Raw genomic sequence first — 13,541 nt, 5'->3', positions numbered from 1 at the left:
AAACGTCGGCTAGTACCAGCCGAGCGGGGCCTCGTCCAGATTGATGTTGACCTGCTTCGTCTCGAGATACGCCTCGATGCCGTAGAGCCCGAGCTCACGCCCGGTGCCGCTCTGCTTGTAGCCGCCCCAGGGCATCTCGTTGAACGTCGGGTGATACGTGTTCACCCACGTGATGCCGGCGCGCAGCTCGCGGATCACGCGGTGCGCGCGCGTGAGGTTCTTCGTCCAGACCGCCGCCGCGAGGCCGTACTCGGTGTCGTTCGCGAGCGCGATCGCCTCTTCCTCCGTGTCGAAGGGGAGCACGGCGAGGACGGGCCCGAAGATCTCCTCGCGCGCGATGCGCATCGAGGGCTTGACGTCGACGAAGATCGTGGGCTCGAGGAAGTGACCGCTCGCGAGCGCGGGATCCGACGGACGCTTGCCGCCGCAGGCGAGCCGCGCGCCCTCCTCGAGGCCGATGCGGACGTAGGACTCGACCTTGTCGCGATGCGCGGCCGACACGAGGGGGCCCATCTTCGTCGCGGGATCGAGGCCATGGCCGACCTTCACGCGCGGGATCTTCTCGACCATCGCGGCGACGAGGCGATCGTGGATCGATCGTTCGACGAGGAGGCGTGATCCCGCGGAGCAAACCTCGCCCTGGTTCGCGAAGGCGCCGAAGAGCGCGCCGTCGACGGCAGCCTCGAAATCGGCGTCGGCGAAGACGATGTTCGGGTTCTTGCCGCCGAGCTCCAGCGTGACCTTCTTCAAGTTGGTCGCGGAGGCCTGGAGGATCTTGCGGCCCGTGACGGTGCCGCCGGTGAACGCGACCTTGTCGACGCGCGGGCTCTCGGCGAGCTCCTCGCCCGCGCCGGCGCCGGGGCCGGTGAGGATGTTGACGACGCCGGGCGGAAAACCGACCTCGGTGACGATGCGGCCGAGCTCCAGGGCCGTGAGGGGCGTCAGCTCCGACGGTTTGAGCACACAGGTGTTGCCGGCCGCGAGCGCGGGCGCGAGCTTCCAGGCGGCCATGAGGAGCGGGTAGTTCCAGGGGATGATCTGGCCGCAGACGCCGACGGGCTCGCGGACGACGAAGCTCACGCTGTTCGCCGGGACGTTCATGGTCTCGCCGGCGATCTTGGTGGCGAGGCCGCCGTAGAACTCGAAGCAGTTGGCGGCGTCGGCGACGTCGAACTGCGCCTCGGCGAGGGGCTTGCCACAGCTCTGGACCTCGAGGCGCGCGAGGGCGTCGGCCTCCTTGGTGATGGCCTCGGCGAGCTTGAAGAGGAGCTTGGCGCGATCGAGCGCGGAGGTTTTGCGCCAGGGGCCCTTGTCGAATGCCGCGCGCGCCGCGTCGATGGCCGCGCGAGCGTCCTCGCGGCCGGCTTCGGGGACCGTGGCGACGATCTCGCCATTGGCCGGGTCGCGAAGCTCGCGCGTCTGACCGGAGACGCTGTCCACCCAATTCCCACCGATGAGCATCTGATAGCGTTTCATTGCGCGGGCCCTCTCCTCCCCTCGGAAGGCGGGCAGTCTACCCGGGAAGAGGGCCGCGGCGGGAGAAAAAAGGGCGCGAGGGCGGACGAGGGACCGACGCGGACGGACCCGGCGGGCGTGTGCGTGGGGGCGGGCGCGGGAGCGGGTCGTTCAGCCGAGGCCGAGCTTGGCCAGCGTGGGCGCGAGTTTTTCCTCGTACGTCCGTTTGCAAAGCAATGCGAGTCGCACCTCGCCGTGCAGGCCGAGGTGCGCGCGGTCGGGCTCGGGCCAATGAACCAGATCGTGTTTTTCCGGCGGGGTGCGCGCGAGGACCTGCTCGGCTCGGTCGAGGTGCGCGCGCACGAGCCGGCTCGTGAAGCCGCGCCAGGCGGCGCGTTTGCCCGCGGGCAGGTCGCGGAGCCATCGGGAAACGAGCTCCGGGCCAAACGCCTCGTGCTCCGCCTCGTCGCCCGCGATCGAGGCGAGCACGGCGCGCGTGACGGGGTGCTCCGCGCGCGACAGGAGGTCCTCGATGTACCCGACGGAGAATGTCTCGTTGACCAGAAACAACGAAATGGCCGTCGCGAGCACGCGCTCCTCGATCGGGACCGCGTGGAGGTCCTCGAGCGGCGCGGCAACGTCGCGCGGTGAAGGGACGGGGCCGCCGAGTGCCTCGCACATGCGGCGGGAGAGCTCGGTGTGGCGCCGCTCTTCGTCGATGGTCTCGCTGATGCGGCGCACGACGTCGAGCGGCTCGCCGGCGGCGAGCGCCTCGGTGAGGAAGCGGGCGGCGATCTGGATGGATCTGTACTCCGTGCGAACGCGATCGGCCCAGACGAGGCGCGCGTGCGCGACGAGCTCGGCCGGCAGGGCGCTCGGATCGAGCTGGGTGAAGTCGATGGGTTCGTCGTGGGTCGAGGGGGGGGTCGTCATCGGGACAAGCATTGTGCCAAACATGGCCATTCCGGCACAAGCTGACAACGCATCCGAGGTCGAGGGTGCTCTGCGGAGGGTCGTTCGTCCCGGCATGACGGTTGCACCTGCCGTAACCATGCCACTTCACACCGCATGCAACGGCGCCGTGCCCGGAGGCGGAGACACCGGCGCTGGCGGCACCGGCGGCATCGGCGGCATCGACGGCACCGGCGGCACCGGTAGCGGTCACAGCTACCCCGACGGTAGCGGCGGCGGCATCGCTTCCGCAATCTGCATGCCGCACGAGATGACGGTGTTCGCGTGCTTGTCTCATCCCAATGCGGTGCCCATCGATCCGATCCCTTCCTATGCCTTCACAGGTGCTGTGAAGGTGACGGCCGTGCGTCCCGCGGGTGCCGAGTCTTGCACGAGCGGCAGTGGCGTCGGGTGGTACTCGGCCCAAGCGCCGGACACCGTGATCTGATCATCCCGAACGGGACGAGCGCCCAGGTCGACGCGCTCCTCGTGACGAACGCCAGGTACTTCACCACCTATTCCTCCGGCAACGACCCCTGCAACTTTGCCCTTCCCCACGAATACCTCGTGAGCGCCGTCCCCATGCCCTGAACCAGGACGACTGGCATTTCAATAGCAAAGCGAGGAAAGAATGCGCATTCGAACGAGTTTACCGCTCCTCCCCCTGTTTTTCTTCACGCTCTTTGCATGCAACGGCGGAACCGTGACCGACGGCGGCACCGGCGGCGGCGGAACCGCCGGCAGCGGCGGCACCGGCGGCACCGGCGGCGGCTCGGCCTTGCCGGCTTGCGAGGTACACGCGGACGCGGCGTCGGTGTTTGCGTGCGTGCATGCTCCCATGCTCACGCCCCAAGGTCCGATGTACGCCCCTCATTACATCTTCACGGGCACCGTGACGGTGACGGCAGTGCGTCCTTGGGAGTCCCAAGAGCCCTGCCTCTCATGGCGCACGGAATATGGCTTCGCGCCGCCGACGAGCGTGATCGACGTCGTCGATTCGACGGGCGCACCCCTCACGCTGGGTGTCCGCGCTCCAGGTTTCTCGCCGAGCACCGTCGCGGTCGGCGACACGCTCGACATCGACTTTCAGACCGAGACGCTGGGAAATATCGATATTGCCAGCACGCGAGGCTTGCGACTTCGCATCGAGCGCGGCGGAGAGCTCCTGGTCGCGGTGGGACAGAACGACCCCGCAGGGCTCGCTTTCGCGCAGGGCGCGAGTGAATGTGTCAGGGCGTCGGACGCTTGCAGCACGGAGGACATCATCATGCAGATGCAGGATGCCCAGGGAGACGGGGTCTCGATCCCGAACGGGACGAGCACCGAGGTCGACGGACTCCTCGTGACGAACGCCGCATACTTCAAGACGTACAACGGCAGCGGGGCCTTTTCCTGCAACTTCGCCATTCCCGTCGAGTACCTCGTGAGCGCCGCCGCCGTCCCCTGAACCAGGACGTCCGGCATTCCGGTTGCGACAGGAGAAACAATGCGCATTCGAACGAGCTTACCGTTCCTGACCCTGTTTTTCTTCACGCTCTTTGCATGCAACGGCGGAACCGCGACCGGCGGCGGCGACACCGGCGCGGGCGGCGCGGGCGGCGGCTCCGGCTTGCCGGCTTGCATGGAACTCGCCGAGCCCGAGATGGTGTATGTGTGCGTGGACTATCCCAGCGCCATGGTTGTCGATCCGAACACCTACGCCTACGCCTTCACGGGCGCAGCGACGGTGACGGCCGTGCGCCCCAAGGCCCTCGACGAGCCCTGCCTGGCTTCGAAGTTCCAAGTGGGGTCGCATTCCGAGAGCAGCCCGCATTTCGAGACGCCGGAGACCATGATCGACGTCGTCGACGCGATGGGAACGACGCTGACCCTGGGCATCGTCGCTCCGGGTTTCTCGCCGAGCACCGTCGCCGTCGGCGACACGCTCGACATCGACTTCATGCACAAGTTTGTCGAGGGCCTGGGCGGCGGCACGTCGGCCACGCGGCTCCGCGTCGAGCGCGGCGGCGAGCTCCTGGTCGCGGTGGGGCACAACGATCCCGCAGGGATCTCCTTCGAGGAGGGCGTGCGTGAGTGTGAAAAGGATTGGTGGACTTGCGACGGCAAGCAGCGCATCGCCATGCAATTGCAGGACGCCCAGGGGAACACGGTCTCGATCCCGAACGGGACGAGCGCCGAGGTGGACGAGCTTCTCGTGACGAACGCCTGGTACTTCGAGAATTTCATCAACGGCTGCAACTACGCCATCGCCGTCGAAACCCTCGTGAGCGCCGCCGCCCTGCCCTGAACCAGGACGACCGGCATGCCGGTTGCGACAGGAGAAACAATGCACATTCGAACGAGCTTACCGTTTCTGACCCTGTTTTTCTCCACGCTCTTTGCATGCAACGGCGGAACCGCGACCGACGGCGGCGACACCGGCGCGGGCGGCGCGGGCGGCACCGGCGGCGGCTCCGGCTTGCCGGCTTGCATGGAACTCGCCGAGCCCGCGATGGTGTATGCGTGCGTGGCCCATCCCGGCGCCATGTCTGTCGAGCACTATACCGACTACGCCTTCACGGGCGCAGCGACGGTGATGGCCGTGCGCCCCAAGGCCCTCGACGAGCCCTGCCTAGCTTCGCTTTCCCAAGTGGGGTCGATGCCCAAGAACAGCCCGCATTTCGAGGCGCCGGAGACCATGATCGACGTCGTCGATGCGATGGGAACGATGCTGACCCTGGGCATCGTCGCTCCGGGTTTCTCGCCGAGCACCGTCGCCGTCGGCGACACGCTCGACATCGACTTCATACGCAACTTGGTCGGCGGGGGCTACTTCGACGCGTTGGCCACGCGGCTTCGCATCGAGCGTGGCGGAGAGCTCCTGGTCGCGGTGGGGCACAACGATCCCGCAGGGATCTCCTTCGAGGAGGGCGTGCGTGAGTGTGAAAAGGATTGGTGGACTTGCGACGGCAAGCAGCGCATCGCCATGCAATTGCAGGACGCTCAGGGGAACACGGTCTCGATCCCGAACGGGACGAGCGCCGAGGTGGACGAGCTTCTCGTGACGAACGCCTGGTACTTCGAGAATTTCACCAACGGCTGCAACTACTCCATAGCCGTCGAAACCCTCGTGAGCGCCGCCCCCAAGCCCTGAACCAGGCTTCGAGCCCCGCTACCCCTCCCCGGCCCCCTCGGCCGCCTCCTCCGCCGCCCGGCTCACCTTCCGGAAAAACTGATCCGCCCAATCACGCGGCAAACCTCGCTCCCGCGCACGGGCCGACAATGCATCGTGCAATGCATCCCGGTCGCGCGTGAGCCGCTCGGCGAGCTCTTCGCGGCCGATGCGCGCCTCGCCGCGCACCGTGGCGATCGCCGTGGTCCTCTTGAGCGCGGCGTCTGCCGCCTTCGCCCAGGGTTCGAGTCCCACGCGGTGCTTATCGAGGATGGGGTCCTTCGAATCGAGCCATCCGATCACGCGCGCGACTTGCTTGGGCAACGCCTGGCGGATGAATTTGCTGACGGGGACCGGGAAAAACTGCGTCCACCGCGCCGTCCCGCGCTCCTTGCCCACGGCGAGAAGGAGCTCGTCCCCGAACCGCTGGCAAGCACGGTCGAGCCGCGTATTGGCGATGGTGCGCGCGGCGTCCGCGTCCGCCTGCGCCTCGCGCGCCGACCGTTCCTTCGTCCGCACCGCGTCGACTCTTTCGAGCCAGCCGTCCGTGAGCGATAGGAGATCCTGGGCGTCGGGGTCGGCCTTGACGCCGGAGCGCGTGAAAAAGACCTCGGTCTCTACTTCGTCGAGAGGCAGCGTGGGCGGGATCTTGCGGGGATGAGACATGGAAACCTCCAGATAAGGGGTGACGTGCGAGACGTCGTGATACGGCGACCAGGCAGACGGTCCGACCGAGGCGAGCATGCTACGGGAGCACACTCTCGACGGAGGATTCACCCGCGAGCGTCACGAAACCCGCGTGCAGCCGTTGCAAGGCGCGATGTGCGCGTACAAAGCGCCGTTTGCACGCGTTGCAAGCGGCATTCGGACACTCCGAGAGGCGTTTGCAACGCTTGCAAGCGGCGTTCGGTACACCCCGAGAGGCGTTTGCAACGCGTGCAGACGGGTCTCGGAGCGGTGCAAATGCCGTTTGCAACCGTTGCACGCGGCATTCGGACGTCACCGATGGCGTTTGCACGCGTTGCACGCGGCGTTCGGACGTGACGGTTACGCGTTTTCCGCGAGAACCTCGGCCATCGAGCCGACCGTGGCCGCCCGGACGAGCCAGCGCTGGAGCGTTTCGAGCGCGACGCAGGACCGGACGCGCTCGCGGTCGTCGTCCGAGCACGGGATCCCCCGGGCCGCGACGATGGCGAGTAGGCTGTTTTGCAGGCTCGTGAGGGCTTGCTCCGCTTGCGCCTCGGCCTGCTCGGCCTTCGCCTCCAAGCTCTGCATCATGCCCTGGAGGCGCCCGATGAGGTCCTCCGTCCCGAAAATCGCGGCCATTCCGTAGAAAAACTCGAGCTTGCCCTTCTCGATGGCCAGGTCGAGGCCCAGCACGCCCGAGGCATACCGCCCCGCCTGCGGCACGATGCGCTGGTATCGACGCGCCTCCGGGGCCGGGAGGCGGTAGCCGTGGAGTTGCTGCTTCTTGCGGTCGTAGACGAAATATTCGGGGATCCCGAGGCGCGCGTACCGCTCCACGTTGTCGACGAGGTCCTTCTTACGGCGACCTTCGTAGAGGACCTCGATGACCAGGTCGAGCCCCCGCCCCTCGTCGGCCACGACCCACGCCATCCGCTCGTCGTCCTCGGGCTGGGGGACGTCGAGGACGGCCAGGATGTCTGGGCAAAACGCGCGCTCGCCGGGATAGAGGACGTTGAGTTCCTCGGCCAGATAGATGCGGCGGCCGATCGCATCGAAGTGCCGGCGGAGCCGTTCGGTCGCGCGCCGCTTGGCGAGGTTGTGGGGCTGGCCGTTCCCGTCGTTCCATCGCGGATCCGAGAACGCTACGACGACCTCGTCGATGAACCGCTCGCGAGCCTGGGGTGTCATGGCGCGCCAAGCCTCCGCCGATGGGGTCACGGGCGGTTCAGGCAGGGCGTCCTCGCTCGTCTCGCCCGGAGGTGCCATAACGAACGTATACCACGTCCGTCTTCACCGGGGACGCGTCCTTCGCGGACGTGCGCGGCGTTCCTCGCCGAACGACGTTATCGCCTCCCGCCGCCCCCGCGACGGCCGCCGCGGCGACCGCCTCCGCCTCCGCCCCCCTTCCCCGCCGGCTTCTTTTGCGGCGGCGGCGCGGGCGGCGGCTCCTTCGTATACGCGACCAGCACGGCCCGCCCGCCCCGATATTCGGGCGTGATCCGCGTATACCCGTTCTGCTTGCCAAACCCCTCCATGTCGCCCCTGTGCTCGCCCATCCATTCGCTGAAGCGCTTCCAGAGGTCGCGCGCCTCCTCCTCGGGCAGCGCGACGCCGTCCACGAATGCGGCGAGGTTACCGGGCTCTGTCGTCATTGGATTCCGTACTCCTTGAGGCGCCTGTAAAATGTGCGGCGAGGCAAACCCACGAGGCGCGCGGCCTTCACGCGGTTCCAGTTCGAGGCCTGGAGCGCCGAGAGGATACGCTCGCGCTCGTCGGCCTTGTGCGCCTCGAGCGAGGAGAGCTTGCGCGAGGGCTCGGTCGAGGCGCTGCGCGGGCCTTCACGGAGGCTCTCCGGCGGAGGAGGCGGGCGCGGGGCGAGGCGCGCCTCCGGGAGCTCGAAGTCCTCGGGCTCGAGCTCCGCTTGATCGGAGAGGACCCACGCATTCAAGAGGACGTTCTCGAGCTGGCGCACGTTGCCCGGCCAGCCATGCCCCATCAGCCGACGAAGCGCGGCACGCGAGACGCTCCGGCGCTCCCGGCCATAACGTGCCGCGAAGATGCCGAGGAAATGGTCGATCAAGATCGGGATGTCCTCGATGCGCTCGCGCAAAGGCGGGACGCGGACTTCGACGACGTGCAAGCGGTAGAGGAGGTCCTCGCGGAACGTGCCGGCCGCCGTCATCGCCACGAGATCCCGGTGCGTCGCGGCGATGACGCGCGTGTTGACGGGCTCCTCGCGCGCGCCGCCGACCGGGCGGACGACCTTTTCTTGCAAGACGCGGAGGAGGCCGGCCTGCATCTTCGGCGGCATTTCGCCGATCTCGTCGAGCAGGATCGTGCCGCCCTCGGCCTCGCGGAAGAGGCCGCGGCGATCCCGGTCGGCGCCCGTGAAGGCGCCTCGCATGTGGCCGAAGAGCTCGCTCTCGAGGAGGTGCTCGGGAATGGCGCCGACGTTGATGCCCACGAAAGGCTTCTTGGCGCGCGGGCCGGCATTGTGGATGGCCCGCGCGACGACTTCCTTGCCCGTGCCGCTCTCGCCCACGACGAGGACGGGGATGTCCGTGTCCTTCACACGGTCGATGAGCGCGTAGACGCGGCGCATGGCCTCGCTGCGGCCGACGAGGCCCTCGTAGCCGAAATGGCCCTTGATGACCGCGCGCGCCGAGCGGAGGTCGCGCTTCGTGGCCTTGAGCTCCTCAGTGCGCTGGCCGAGCAGCTCTTCGAGCTCGGCGCGGGCCCCTTCGAGCTCGTGGTTCGCCCGCTCGAGCTCCGCGCTCTTCTTTTCGAGCTCGCGCGCGCGCCGCGCGTTCTCGCCGACGAGGCGCGCCGTCTCGATGGCGATCGCCACCTGATCGGCGAGCGCGACGAGCGTGGGGAGCTCGTCCGTGAAGCCCATCGCAGGGCGGAGGCGCGTCTCCAGGTAGAGCGCGCCGATGACCTCGCCGCCCCGCGCGCGGATGGGGACGCACGCGATCGACTGGAGCATGAGCTGGTGGACCGAGACATACCCGGCCATGCGGGCGTCCTCGCGCGCGCTCACCGTGACGATGGGCTCGCCGACGTGGACGACACGCTCGGCGATCGACTGCGAGAAGCGCGCGTGTGCGTCGTCGCCCTCGCGGCCGCGGAAGGCGTGGACCGAGAGCGCGAAGGGCAAGGGCGCCGAAGGATCGGCCTCGTCGCGCGGCGGCTGCGTGCTCTTCAGGATGACGAAGCCACGCTCGGCGCCGAGCAGGGCGATCGCGTGATCGGTGACCTTCTCGAGCAGGCGCGCGAGGTCGACTTCGCCGGCGATGGCGCGGTTGATCTCCAGGATGCGCGCGAGGCGCTCTTCCGTGGGGGCCTTGCGGATCGCCGCGAGGGTGCTCGAAGGCGAGGCGTTCGGCGACGCGGCCGTCGTGGCCTGCTGCTGCGGCGTGTGCACGGAGGGCATGCAGAGCGCGCGCAAGGCGCGGCGGCGCGGGTCGTCCCAGAAGACCTCGCGCAAGTCACGCGGCAAGACGGAGGCGATCTCCTCGAGGACGGCGAGCGCGGCCTCTCGATCGCGGCGCGCGAGCATGGGCTTGCCGCCGTCCTCGTGCAGGGCGGCGCGTGCTTCGAGGGCGCGGGCGATGAAGTCCTTCTGGCCCGAGGCGCGCGCCGCTTCGAGCGCCTCCTCGCAATGCGCCGCGGCCTGTCGTTCGTCGCCGCGGAGCGTGGCCACGCGGCCACGCGCGAGCGAGAGGAGCGGGCGATGCGCCGAGCCGCCCCCGAGGGCCGCGGAAGCACGATCGATTTCGGCTTCGAGCTCGCTCACGTCATCGCCGGGGGTCACGGGCGCGACGAGGACACGTTCGAGCCGCGCTTCGGCCGCGTCGACGCCCCGGCCGAGGCTCTCCCAGCTCTCGGCGCACGCGCGGCAGAGGTGCTCGGCCGCGGCGGGATCGCCGGAGCGCGCAGCGTGCTCGGCTTCGAGCGAGAGGAGCTGCGCGCGCTGGCTCGGGCCGAGCTCGGTGCGCTGGAGCGCGAGCTGGTCGATGGAGACGCGCGCCCGCGCGAGCCGGCCGAGGTAGAGCTCGAGGTTCGCGAGGTTCAGGAGCGCCTGGCGAAGCGTGGGGACGCGGCCCGAGCGGTGGCCCATGTCGACCGCCGCTTCGAGGTGCATGAGCGCGGCCGCGAGGTCGCCCTGCGCCTTGGCGATGCCCGCGAGGTTCAAGCGCGTCGTGGCCACGCTGCCCGCGTCGCCAGCTTGTTCCGCCGCGGAGAGGGCTTCTTCGTAGGCGGCCTTGGCGGGGTCGAGCTGGTCGTCGCGCTGGAGCGCGAAGGCGAGCGAGCCGAGCGCGACGGAGAGGATCCGCGGCTCGCCGCCCACCCCACGCGCGAGGCGGACGGCGCGCGTGAGCGTGCGCTTGGCGTCCTCGTGCCGCGCGGAGAAGCTCTGCGCGAGGCCGGAGACGGCGAGCGCATCCGCGGCGATCGCGAGCATGGCGAGCGCGCGGCGGCCTTCCGCGCGTGGCAGCGGCGCGGCGTCGTCCGCGGCGGCCGAGAGGCCCGTGCGTTCGGCCGCGGCGCCGGCCTGGATCTCGGCGCCCGCATAGTCGCCGGCGCGGAGGAGCGCGCGCGAGGCGTGGAGGCAATACGAGGCGGCGATCTCGGCGTCGGCCGCGAGGGCCTCGTCGTGCACGCGTTCGAGCTCGGCGATCGCGCGCATGGCGTCGCCGCGGCTCGTGAAGAGGCGCGCGCGGGCGATCGCGACGGCGGGCGAAGGGTCGTCTTCGAGGCGCGCGAGCACCTCGGCGGCCTCGTCGACGTGGCCCCGATCGAGCAGCTTCATCGCGCGCTCACGATCGGTGCCGCGCTCGTCCTCCTCGGCGAGGAGGCGATCGACGTCGGCGGGGCTCGCGACGGGGGCGCGCGCGATCGCCTCGACGATCGCGCGGATCTTGCCGGGCAAATGGCCCGCGCGACGCGCGACGTGATCCGCGACGACGTCGCCGAGCGAGGGGATCGCCGAGCGCACGAGGTCACGCGCGCGCGACTCGTCGAGCGGCGGGACGGCGAAGAGCTCGAGCGTCGGGCCCGGCAGGTTCGGCAGGCGCTCGGGGTCGAAGGTGACGACGACGCGGGCGCCAGCCTCGCGCAGCGCGGCGAGGCGCGTGAGGTCGGGCTTGGCGAGGCGATCGGCGTCATCCACGAGGACGATCGCGCCCTGCGTGTCTCCCGCTCCCGCGAGTTCGAGGTCCATCGCGTGCCCCGGGTCGGGCGCGACACCGGCCTCGACCCAGGCGACGGCGCGTCCCTTCACGCCGAGCCACCACGCGACGCGTCGAAGGAGCGTGCTCTTGCCCGCGCCCGCGAGGCCCGTGACCACGATGCCGCCGCCCGAGCGCAGCGATTCGATCTGCGCGTCGAGCGCGGCGGCGTGCTCGTCGAGGCCGACGATCGGCCAGACGAGCGCGTCACGCGAGGCGAACGCCTCGGGCATCGGCAAGGAGGCGGCGCGGCGGATGGCGCTCGCGAGCTCGTCCGCGCTCGGGAAGCGGCTCGTCGGATCGACCGCCGTGGCGCGACGCTCGATCTCTTCGAGCGCCGATACGACGGCCGGATCGAGGGCGAGCCCGACCGCGACGAGGGCCTCGCGCAGCGTGACGCCGAGCGCGTAGATCTCGGCGCGCACGCCGAGCGGCGCGCCCGAGAGCAGCTCCGGGGCGGCGTACCGCGGCGTCAGGCCCGACGGACGTTCGCCGCCTTCGCGGAAGTTCGCCGCGAGCCCGAGGTCGACGAGCGTCGCCTTACCGCCCGGCCCGACGATGATGTTCGCAGGCTTCAGATCGCCGTGCAGCAAGAGCGCGCGGTGCAGCCGCGTGAGCTGATCGGCGGCCTGCGCGATCGCGGCGAGGATCTCCAGCGGCTCATCGGGTTCGGCGAACCGCGCGGCCAGGCTCTTGCCGACGACGAGCTCGCGCACGAGGTACGCGCGGCGGCTGTTCGGCAGGCGTCCGAAGCCGAGGATGCGCGGCACGCCGAGGCCTTCGAGGCCGGAGAGCGCCACGGCTTCGCGGACGAGGGCGAGCATTTCCGCCTCGTTCGCGCCCTCGGCGAGGACCTTCACGGCGACGGTCGCGCCGGTGATGCGGTCTTTCGCGGACCAGACCTCTCCACCGCCGCCCTTTCCAAGGGGGGCGATAGGCTCGTATCGGGGCGGGAGCTGCAACGTTCCCTGGGCTCCTCTTCCTTAGAGGATGTAGTCGATGCTGGCGCCGAAGTACACGCCCGAGCTAATGGCGAAGCCCACGTCGGCGCGCGCCTGGAGCATCTTCATGGGCTTGTAGCGGAAGCTCACCTGCGGAAGGGCGATCCACGGGAAAATGAACGGCTTCGAGCCGCCGCTCGCCCAGCTCGGCTCGGCGTAGTCGCCGAAGTGGCCGTTGTCGTTGGCGCAGTAGATGCCGTCCGGTTCGCCTCGGGCCGTGCAGTCGCCCCACTGCGACGGGGCCGCGGGATCGTTCCCCGTGTTCGGGTAGACCTGCCGCCGATAGAGATCACCGATGACGCCGCCGATGCCCACGCCGCCGCCGAAGAGGAGCGAGAAGCGGCTGCGGCTGTCGAGCGGCACTTCGTAGAGGATCTCGACCTTGCCGAAAATCACGGCGAGATCACTCTGCACGCGCTCGTACGCCGTGTTCGGCTGGCCCTTGCCTTTGACGAGCATCTCGGCGCTCGAGTAGTCGGCGTACGAGAGCGAGAAGATGTATTCGAGCCTGTCGCGCCGCGTGCCGAACTCGAGGCCCCCCATCGGCACGCCCACCGTCGCGCCGCCGTCGAGGAAGATGTTCAAGATCCCCTTCGGGACGATGGCGTGGCGGTAGCGGAGGCCGATGTAGCGGTACGCCTTCGTGGGATCCTCTTTCGTGTCCCAGATCCCGGTGTCGCCGCTCTCCGCCGTTTTCTTCTCCTTCTCGCCCGGCATCTTGTCGCCGGCCGCCGCCTCCTCCTTGTCGTTCGCCTTTCCGGCCAGCGTATCTTCGGCGTCCTTGTCGAACCCGTCCTCGGAGGGCTGCGCATACGCAGTGCCGGTCACGAAGAGGGACGCGCCAAGGGTCAGGAGGGCGAAGCGTGCAAGCAGGGCCTTCTGGAACATGGGACGCTCTTTCGTCGGTGTGTTCGAAGAAGAAGAAGGACGCGGAGACAGTACACGAGCCCGCCCGTCTTGAAAGCCCCCGCGACGCCCAAACCCACCAAGAGGCCCGAGGAGTGATCCGCCCCACCTGAAGGTGTGCACGTGCCACCCATTTCGGGGTCCGCGTCGCACGAGCTC

At 69.3% G+C, this 13,541-nt stretch carries 11 protein-coding genes; 4 read left to right on the top strand and 7 right to left on the bottom strand.

The annotated features are described in order from the left end of the window. Positions 1-9: 9 nt before the first annotated feature. Together QHF83_RS05910 and QHF83_RS05905 are read right to left on the bottom strand one after the other, a co-directional pair. A complete protein-coding gene (locus QHF83_RS05910) occupies positions 10-1,476 on the bottom strand; it encodes an aldehyde dehydrogenase family protein (RefSeq protein WP_282416785.1) in 1,467 nt (488 codons plus the stop codon). Between the two features lie 150 nt (positions 1,477-1,626). Then, a complete protein-coding gene (locus QHF83_RS05905; protein WP_282416784.1) occupies positions 1,627-2,388 on the bottom strand; it encodes a ferritin-like domain-containing protein in 762 nt (253 codons plus the stop codon). Between the two features lie 22 nt (positions 2,389-2,410). Between QHF83_RS05905 and QHF83_RS05900 the strand changes: the two genes are divergently transcribed. From QHF83_RS05900 to QHF83_RS05885, 4 genes are all read left to right on the top strand, one after another. Then, positions 2,411-2,854 (top strand): hypothetical protein, encoded by a 444-nt coding sequence (locus QHF83_RS05900; RefSeq protein WP_282416783.1) that lies wholly within the window; start codon positions 2,411-2,413, stop codon positions 2,852-2,854. Positions 2,855-3,037: 183 nt separating this feature from the next. After that, the gene (locus QHF83_RS05895) at positions 3,038-3,853 is read left to right on the top strand and encodes a hypothetical protein (protein WP_282416782.1); all 816 of its coding nucleotides are present in this window, start codon (positions 3,038-3,040) and stop codon (positions 3,851-3,853) included. A 39-nt stretch (positions 3,854-3,892) separates the two neighbouring features. After that, positions 3,893-4,693 (top strand): hypothetical protein, encoded by an 801-nt coding sequence (locus QHF83_RS05890; protein ID WP_282416781.1) that lies wholly within the window; start codon positions 3,893-3,895, stop codon positions 4,691-4,693. Between the two features lie 39 nt (positions 4,694-4,732). Then, positions 4,733-5,539: a hypothetical protein gene (locus QHF83_RS05885; RefSeq protein ID WP_282416780.1), complete on the top strand. Its 807-nt coding sequence runs from the start codon at positions 4,733-4,735 to the stop codon at positions 5,537-5,539. Between the two features lie 18 nt (positions 5,540-5,557). Here QHF83_RS05885 and QHF83_RS05880 read toward each other — a convergent pair whose 3' ends face one another. The 5 genes from QHF83_RS05880 to QHF83_RS05860 form a co-directional block, all read right to left on the bottom strand. Next, positions 5,558-6,223: a hypothetical protein gene (locus tag QHF83_RS05880; RefSeq protein WP_282416779.1), complete on the bottom strand. Its 666-nt coding sequence runs from the start codon at positions 6,221-6,223 to the stop codon at positions 5,558-5,560. A 381-nt stretch (positions 6,224-6,604) separates the two neighbouring features. After that, complete coding sequence (locus QHF83_RS05875) at positions 6,605-7,432, bottom strand: Uma2 family endonuclease (RefSeq protein WP_282416778.1); 828 nt, start codon at positions 7,430-7,432, stop codon at positions 6,605-6,607. A gap of 155 nt (positions 7,433-7,587) precedes the next feature. After that, positions 7,588-7,896 carry a hypothetical protein gene (locus tag QHF83_RS05870; RefSeq protein WP_282416777.1) on the bottom strand — a complete coding sequence of 103 codons (309 nt, stop codon included), beginning with the start codon at positions 7,894-7,896 and terminating at the stop codon, positions 7,588-7,590. Next, complete coding sequence (locus QHF83_RS05865; RefSeq protein WP_282416776.1) at positions 7,893-12,437, bottom strand: sigma 54-interacting transcriptional regulator; 4,545 nt, start codon at positions 12,435-12,437, stop codon at positions 7,893-7,895. The genes QHF83_RS05870 and QHF83_RS05865 overlap by 4 nt, the downstream gene beginning before the upstream one ends. A gap of 21 nt (positions 12,438-12,458) precedes the next feature. Further along, positions 12,459-13,364: a hypothetical protein gene (locus tag QHF83_RS05860; RefSeq protein ID WP_282416775.1), complete on the bottom strand. Its 906-nt coding sequence runs from the start codon at positions 13,362-13,364 to the stop codon at positions 12,459-12,461. Positions 13,365-13,541: the final 177 nt, after the last annotated feature.

It is taken from the genome of Polyangium sp. 15x6 (genome assembly GCF_029960785.1).
Classification (GTDB): Bacteria; Myxococcota_A; Polyangia; order Polyangiales; family Polyangiaceae; genus Polyangium.
The sequence above is the reverse complement of the archived record's forward strand: the minus strand, read 5'-3'. Positions and strand labels throughout refer to the sequence as shown.

Coding starts and splice junctions, on each gene's coding strand:
- QHF83_RS05910 (WP_282416785.1), bottom strand. CDS start 1,476: ATGAAACGCTATCAGATGCTCATCGGTGGGAATTGGGTGGACAGCGTC.
- QHF83_RS05905 (WP_282416784.1), bottom strand. CDS start 2,388: ATGACGACCCCCCCCTCGACCCACGACGAACCCATCGACTTCACCCAG.
- QHF83_RS05900 (WP_282416783.1), top strand. CDS start 2,411: ATGGCCATTCCGGCACAAGCTGACAACGCATCCGAGGTCGAGGGTGCT.
- QHF83_RS05895 (WP_282416782.1), top strand. CDS start 3,038: ATGCGCATTCGAACGAGTTTACCGCTCCTCCCCCTGTTTTTCTTCACG.
- QHF83_RS05890 (WP_282416781.1), top strand. CDS start 3,893: ATGCGCATTCGAACGAGCTTACCGTTCCTGACCCTGTTTTTCTTCACG.
- QHF83_RS05885 (WP_282416780.1), top strand. CDS start 4,733: ATGCACATTCGAACGAGCTTACCGTTTCTGACCCTGTTTTTCTCCACG.
- QHF83_RS05880 (WP_282416779.1), bottom strand. CDS start 6,223: ATGTCTCATCCCCGCAAGATCCCGCCCACGCTGCCTCTCGACGAAGTA.
- QHF83_RS05875 (WP_282416778.1), bottom strand. CDS start 7,432: ATGACACCCCAGGCTCGCGAGCGGTTCATCGACGAGGTCGTCGTAGCG.
- QHF83_RS05870 (WP_282416777.1), bottom strand. CDS start 7,896: ATGACGACAGAGCCCGGTAACCTCGCCGCATTCGTGGACGGCGTCGCG.
- QHF83_RS05860 (WP_282416775.1), bottom strand. CDS start 13,364: ATGTTCCAGAAGGCCCTGCTTGCACGCTTCGCCCTCCTGACCCTTGGC.